General features: G+C 68.5%; 4 protein-coding genes. All 4 read right to left on the bottom strand.

The features are described from left to right. Positions 1-4,132, bottom strand: a 4,132-nt coding sequence (locus tag GJ695_RS29065) for a PAS domain-containing protein (RefSeq protein ID WP_371866636.1), incomplete at its 3' end; no start/stop codon positions are given. 99 nt (positions 4,133-4,231) lie between these two features. Continuing rightward, a complete protein-coding gene (locus GJ695_RS29060; RefSeq protein ID WP_154370563.1) occupies positions 4,232-5,299 on the bottom strand; it encodes a phosphotransferase in 1,068 nt (355 codons plus the stop codon). A gap of 170 nt (positions 5,300-5,469) precedes the next feature. Next, a complete protein-coding gene (locus GJ695_RS29055) occupies positions 5,470-6,039 on the bottom strand; it encodes a prepilin-type N-terminal cleavage/methylation domain-containing protein (RefSeq protein WP_154370562.1) in 570 nt (189 codons plus the stop codon). A 41-nt stretch (positions 6,040-6,080) separates the two neighbouring features. After that, a complete protein-coding gene (locus GJ695_RS29765; protein WP_166455361.1) occupies positions 6,081-6,752 on the bottom strand; it encodes a hypothetical protein in 672 nt (223 codons plus the stop codon). Position 6,753: the final 1 nt, after the last annotated feature.

The following is a 6,753-nucleotide window of genomic DNA, read 5'->3' as shown; positions in this document are numbered from 1 at the left end:
GGCGGTGCAGCACCTGGGCCGCCTGCTGGCGCTGCTCGGCGCCGAGCAGGGCGCGCACGTCGACCACGGCGCCGCCCTGGGATTGTTCGAAGCGCTTGAGCAGCGCGCTGAGGGCGTCGTAGTTGCCGCCCAGGCGGCCCAGCGCGGCTTCGACGTCGATGCCGGGCAGGGGCGAGATCGGCGGCATCAGCTCGGCCGCCGGCGTCGCCGGCGGCGCCTTGGCCGGCACCGGCGCCACCATTTCGCGCGTGGCGTCGCGGATGGTCACCAGCCGCGTCAGCACCGAGATCAGTTCCTCGACGTCGATCGGCTTGGCCACGTGGGCGTTCATGCCGGCTTCGGCGGCGCGGCGGCGGTCGTCTTCCAGCACGTTGGCGGTCATGGCGATGATCGGCAAGGTCAGCCGGCCCTGGCGGCGGATTTCGCGGGTGGCGTCGTAGCCGTTCATCACCGGCATCTGCACGTCCATCAGCACCACGTCGTAGCGCTCGGGCGCGGCGGCCAGCAGCTCCACCGCCAGCTGGCCGTTGGACGCCACTTCCACCGTGGCGCCGGCGTGCAGCAGCATGTATTCCGCCACTTCCTGGTTGATTTCATTGTCTTCCACCAGCAGGATGCGCATGCCGGCCAGGCGGCCGTGCAGCGGTGTGTGTTCCAGTTGCGCCAGGATGCCGTCGGCCGCCTGGTCGCCGGCCAGCAGGCCGCTGACGCGCTCCAGCAGCCGCGCCGGGCTGACCGGCTTGGCCAGCACGCCGGCCAGTCCCAGCGCCGACGACTGCTGCACCAGCGCCGCGGCGCGGTGTTCCGAGGTCATCATCAGCACCGGCGGCAGCACCAGATCGGGCGGCAGCTGGTGCAGCAGGGCGGGGCCGTCGACGCCCGGCATGTCGTGGTCGAGCAGCAGCAGGTCGTAGGGGCGGGCGGCGCGGGCGCGCTCCACCAGCAGCGTGCGGGCCTGGTCGGCGCCGCTGGCGCAGGCGGTGTGCCAGCCGAAGCTGCGGCCCGCCTCATACAGCGCCTTGCGCACGCTGGCGTTGTCGTCGACGATCAGCACCGACAGCGTGGTGGTGGCCGACGGCGCCGGCGCGGCGGCCAGCGGCGAGGTGCATTCCAGCGGGCAGGCGAACAGGAATTCGGCGCCGCGTCCCGGTGCGCTGCTGACGCTGATGGCGCCGCCCATCATGTCGGCCAGCTGGCGGCAGATCGCCAGGCCCAGCCCGGCGCCGCCGAACTGGCGGCTGGTGCTGCTGTCGGCCTGCGAGAAGGCGTCGAAGATGCCGGCCTGCTTGTCCGGCGCGATGCCGATGCCGGTGTCGCGCACCAGGAATTCCACCAGCAGCGCATGGTCGCCCGGCTTGGCCGAACCGGCGGCGGGGCGCACCGCCAGCACCACTTCGCCGTGGGCGGTGAACTTGATGGCGTTGCTGACCAGGTTGAGCAGCACCTGCTGCAGCCGCATCGGGTCGCCGGCCAGCTCGGTCGGCATGGCCGGATCGATGTCGAACACCAGCTCGATGCCCTTGTCGCAGGCGCTGCCGCTGAGCATGACGCTGATGCTGTCGAGGATGTGTTGCAGGTGGAAGTGGGCATGTTCCAGCACCAGCTGGCCGGCCTCCACCCGCGAAAAGTCGAGCACGTCGTTGACCAGGCTGAGCAGCGACTGCGTGGCGAACTGGATCTTGTGCAGGTAGCCGCGTTCGCGCGGCGCCAGCGGCGCTTCCTCCAGCAGTCGCGCCAGGCCGATGATGGCGTTCATCGGCGTGCGGATCTCGTGGCTCATATTGGCCAGGAATTCGCTCTTCGCGCGGCTGGCCGCCTCGGCGCGGTCGCGTGCCAGTATCAGCTCTTCATTGACGACCTGCAGGTGCAATTCGGTTTCCTTTAATTCGGTGACATCGGAGACTAGCACAAAGAAACCAACTACAGCTCCCAAATCATCGACATCGGGGATGTAATTGACCCAGGTATGGCTGATGTCGCCCGACGGCCAGCGCAGTTTGCCGGCAAAGCCCTGCGGTTCGCCGGCCAGCGCCGCCTGCACGTAGGGCGCGCCCTCGGCGTATTCCTCGGCCCCGGCCACGTCCGGCATGTGGGCGCCGATGATGTCCGCGTGGCTCAGGCCGTGCCATTCGAGGAAGTAGCGGTTGGCGAAGCGGCAGCGCAATCCGGCGTCCCAGTAGGCCACCATGCCGGGCAGGTTGTCGGTGACGGTGCGGACGAAGTGTTCGCTGGCGGCCAGCCGTTCGGCGGTGGCGCGCAGCACTTCCTTGGCCTCCTTGCGGTCGGTGATGTCGAGCGAGATGCCGAGCACGTGGGTGGCGACGCCGTGTTCGTCGCGCAGCGCCACCTTGCGCGTGGTCAGGTAGCGCACGCCGTCCGGCGTGGCCAGCGGCTCCTCGCCGATCTCGGTCACCACGCCGGGCGCGGTGGCCAGCACGCGGCGGTCGTCGGCCATGAAGCCCTCGGCCTGTTCGGCCGGCACGAAATCGTAGTCGTTCCTGCCGATGATCTGGTCGCCGCCGACGCCCAGCATCTGCGCGCCGTGGCGGTTGAACATTTCGTAGCGCAGGTCTTCGGCGCGCTTGAGGAAAATCATCGCCGGGATGTTTTCCACCACCGAGCTCAGCAGCCGGCGCGAGCGTTGCAGTTCCGCCTCCACGTGCTTTTGCCCGGTGACGTCGAGCAGCAGCGCGGTGATGCCGATGATCTTGCCGTCGGCGCCGAATTGCGGGTAGTAGCTGAGCACCCAGTGGCGCAGCTGGTCCGGCGACGAGGCCGGGTAGCCGGTGCGCTCGATGCCGGTCAGCGGCTTGCCGGAGTCGAGCACGATGCGGTAGTCCTCCAGCACGCTGCGGCGCACGGCGTAGTCGGGAATCATGTCGCCGATGTGGCGGCCCAGGTGCGCCACCACTTTCTGCTCGTTGAGCGCGGCCAGGTAGTCGTTGATGCGCACCACGCGCAGTTCGGCGTCGACGTAGCTGAGGCCGACCGGCGCGGTGGCATACAGTGTTTCGAGCTGGGTGCGGTTCTTCTCGAGCTGGCTGGTGCGCTCGATGACCAGGCTTTCCAGCTCCAGGCTGTGGCGGCGCAGGTCGCCTTCCACCGCGCCCAGCGCGCGCGCCACCATGTCGGCTTCGCTGAAGGCGGCGGCCGGCATGGCGAACGGCTGGCCGCTGGCCAGGGCCTGCGCCGGCGCCACCAGCTCGCGCACCGAGCGGGCGATGCGGCCGCCGACCGCCCACGCCAGCGAAAAGCCGGCCGCCAGCACGGCGATCATGGTGGCGGCGATCACCGCCACCGCGTTCAGCAGTTCCTGGAAGGCCTTGGATTGCGGCGTGGCCAGCCCCACCACCGCGCCGCTGACCGGCGCCCGGCTCAGGCCGAGGTAGACCGGCGTGCCGTTGGCGTCTTCGGTGTCGAGCAGGGTTTCCTGCGGCTGGTGCAGCTGTGTGCGCAGCGCCGGCGTGGCCGCATGGCCCAGCAGCAGGCGCGGGCCGCCGTACTGGGCCACGACGTTGTCGTCGGCGTCGTACACGGTCAGGGCCTGGTCGGCGCCGATGTGCTCATCGGCGATGATGCGGGCCAGGCGGTCCGGCTTCAGCAGCGCGGTCATGGCGTAGGCGACGCGGCTGTCGATGAACACCGGCACGTCGAGCGCCAGCAGGGCGCTGCCTTCCACCACCACCACCGACATCTGCGGCCGGCCATGGCCGAACAGCGGCGCCAGGCGGCGCGCGTTGTTGACCGGATTGAGCGTGTCGGGCAGCGCGGCGCCGACGTTCAGCACGGCCTTGCCGGTGGCGTCGCCGAGGATGAATTGCGACACGGGGAACTGGGGACTGAGCATGGCGCCGGCCTGCAGGCGCAGCGCCGGCAGGTCGCCGCCGCGCAGGCTGGGCGAGGAGGCCAGCGCGGTGGCCGCCCCTTCGCTCTGCACCAGGTCGCGGTCGATGGCGGCGGCGACGGCGCGCGCGGCCTGCTGGGTGTCTTCCTTGAGGTTGTCGCGCTCGCGCGTGTAGAACTGGCCGACCAGCGCGCCGAAGCCGATCACCGTGGGCAGGGCGCAAGCCAGGACCAGCAGCGCGATCTGCGAGCGGATGGATGGCAGGGATTTGCGTTTTGTTTCTGGCACGCGCTTGGCCTCGGTCATGGTGCTGGCAGCACGATAGTAGCCGAGGCCGGAGTTTTCAGAAAGTGCTTTTGTCTAAGACGGATCACCGCCGCCACACCGTCAGATCGGTTTGCCGCAGGCGTAGGCCCATCCCAGTTCGGCCATCGGCCGCGCCATCTGGCCCGATTCCAGCGCCTGGGCGCTGGCGGCGGTGCCGTCGACGTAGCGTTTCATGATGCCTTGCATGATGCTCGCGAGACGGAACATATTGAACGCCAGGTAGAAATTGAAGTCGGCCAGCTGGATCGTCTTGCCGGTGCGCTCGGCGTAGCGGGCGATGTATTCCTGCTGCGTGGGGATGCCCAGCGCCTGCAGGTCGAGGCCGGCGATGCCGCGGAACTGGCCGGGCGGGATGTGCCAGCTCATGCAGTGGTAGGAAAAATCGGCGAACGGGTGGCCGAGCGTCGACAGTTCCCAGTCCAGCACCGCCAGGATGCGCGGCTCGGTCGGGTGGAACAACATGTTATCGAGGCGGAAGTCGCCATGCACGATGGACGTGTCGTCGCCGGGCGGGATGTGGGCCGGCAGCCAGGCGATCAGCTGGTCCATGGCCTCGATGGTTTCGGTTTGCGAGGCCAGGTATTGCCTGGTCCAGCGCTCGATCTGGCGCGCGAAGTAGTTGCCCGGCTTGCCGTAGTCGGCCAGGCCGATGGCGGCGTAGTCCACCGTGTGCAGTTGGGCGATGACGCGGTTCAGTTCATCGTAGATGGCGGCGCGCTGGTCCGGCGTCATGCCGGGCAGCGACTGGTCCCACAGCACCCGGCCTTCGACGAATTCCATCACGTAGAAGGCGCGGCCGATCACCGATTCGTCGGTGCACAGCGCGTATTGGCGGGCGGCGGGGAAGCCGTGCTGTTGCAGCGCGTCCATGACGCGGTATTCGCGTTCGATGGCGTGCGCCGACGGCAGCAGCTTGTCGGCCGGGGCCGGCTTGGTGCGTAAAACATAGTGCTGGCCGCCGACGCTGAGCTTGAAAGTGGGATTGGACTGGCCGCCCTTGAACTGTTCGGCCGTCAGCTCGCCGTCCGGGTAGCCTGCCACATGCCGGCGCAGCCAGGCGCTGAGGGCGGCGGTGTCGAACTGATGGCGCGCCGAGACCGCCTTGGTGCCGATGAATTCTTCAAACATGACGCTGTCTCCTTGTGCGGCCGCTCCAAAAGAAGCACAGCTTCGTTACGGCTCCTTGCCGTGCAGGCGCACTGTCTTCGTCGCCGTGCCTCGCTGTGCTCCTTTTGGAGCGCCCTTATTGGGTGTGACAGCCATTCTATCCGAATAAAAGTACGAGTGTGCTTTTAATCTCAGAAGAACACGGCGGTACGCTGGATGACGCTGCCGTTGTTGGTGTAGGCGCCGGTGGCGCGCACCGAGCCGGTGTTGTATTTGCCGTCATCCAGCTTGCTGTCGAGCTGCTCGGCAAACGAGTCGGGCAGGTTGTCGAGACGTACGCCGTTGCCGCCGCGGCCGCCCACCACGTCGTTGTAGATGTAGACGGCGCCGCCCTGGGCGCTGGTCATGAAGTCGGTGGTGCCGTTGTAGGAACCGGTGATGAAGCCGGCCAGCGCCAGGTGCTGCGGCGCCAGCAGGTATTCGGCGATCTGGCCGTCGCCGTTGCCGTTGCCGGTGGCGCCCGGCGCGTGCACGGTGCCTTGCACGTCGTCGCCGGGCAGGGCGCGGAACTTGTCCTGGTAGGCGTTGACGGCCGCCGTCAGCGAGGTCGATTGCTGGATGATGTTCTTGACGCGGGCGCTGTCGATCAGCCCCTGGCCCTTGAGCACGCCGCCCAGCAGCAGCCCGATGATGACCAGTACGATGGCGATTTCCACCAGGGTAAAGCCGCGTTGGCGGGCGGTGTGGGGGCGCAGGCGCATGGTGATTCCTTTCGTTTTCATGGTGCGTAGTATAGCAAGCGCTAGGGTTTCTGAGCGGCGTTCAGCGCATCCAGCCGCTCGGACAGGAACTTCAATTCATGGGGATCGGTGATCTGGCCGCTGCGCAGCAGGCCGCCGATCAGGGCGCGCGCGCTGTCCAGTTCATTCATGTCCTCGGCGATGAAGATTTCCAGCTCGCGCGCCCAGGCCGGGACGTTGGCGCCGGTGGCCTGTTCGCGGATGGCGGCGGCGTAGCGGCGCGCCAGCGGCAGGTCGTGCAGGCGGTGCTTGGCGACCAGCGCGGCGTGGGCCAGCCATGGCCAGCGGTGGTTGGGGTCTTCGGCGAAGCGGGCGTAGACGAAGTCCAGCATCAGTCGCGCGCGCGCCGGGTCGCTCACCGAGCCATAGACTTCGCTGGCGGCCAGCAGCGGGTACTGGCTGCGCGGATCGAGGTCGAGCACCCGTTGCAGCCAGCCTTGCACCTTGCGGTAGTCGAGGTCGCGCCAGGCGATGCTGATGCCGGCCTGCTCATCGAAGCCTTGCACGTACAGCATGGTGGCTTTCGACAGCGCCACCGGGTCGCCCAGCGCGGCCAGTTGCAGTGTCGCCAGCGCCGGCGCCGGCGGCAGGTCTTGCGCGCGGGCGCGGGCCGGCGGGCGGCTGGCTTGCCAGACGATTTGCACGGCCAGCGCGAGCAGCACGGTCAGCAGCACC

The sequence above is a fragment of the Duganella alba genome (assembly GCF_009674495.1).
Classification (GTDB): Bacteria; Pseudomonadota; Gammaproteobacteria; order Burkholderiales; family Burkholderiaceae_D; genus Rugamonas; species Rugamonas alba.
The sequence above is the reverse complement of the archived record's forward strand: the minus strand, read 5'-3'. Positions and strand labels throughout refer to the sequence as shown.

Bases quoted from the DNA above. Each gene is read 5' to 3' on its own strand.
- GJ695_RS29055 (WP_154370562.1), bottom strand. From the start codon at position 6,039: ATGCGCCTGCGCCCCCACACCGCCCGCCAACGCGGCTTTACCCTGGTG.
- GJ695_RS29060 (WP_154370563.1), bottom strand. From the start codon at position 5,299: ATGTTTGAAGAATTCATCGGCACCAAGGCGGTCTCGGCGCGCCATCAG.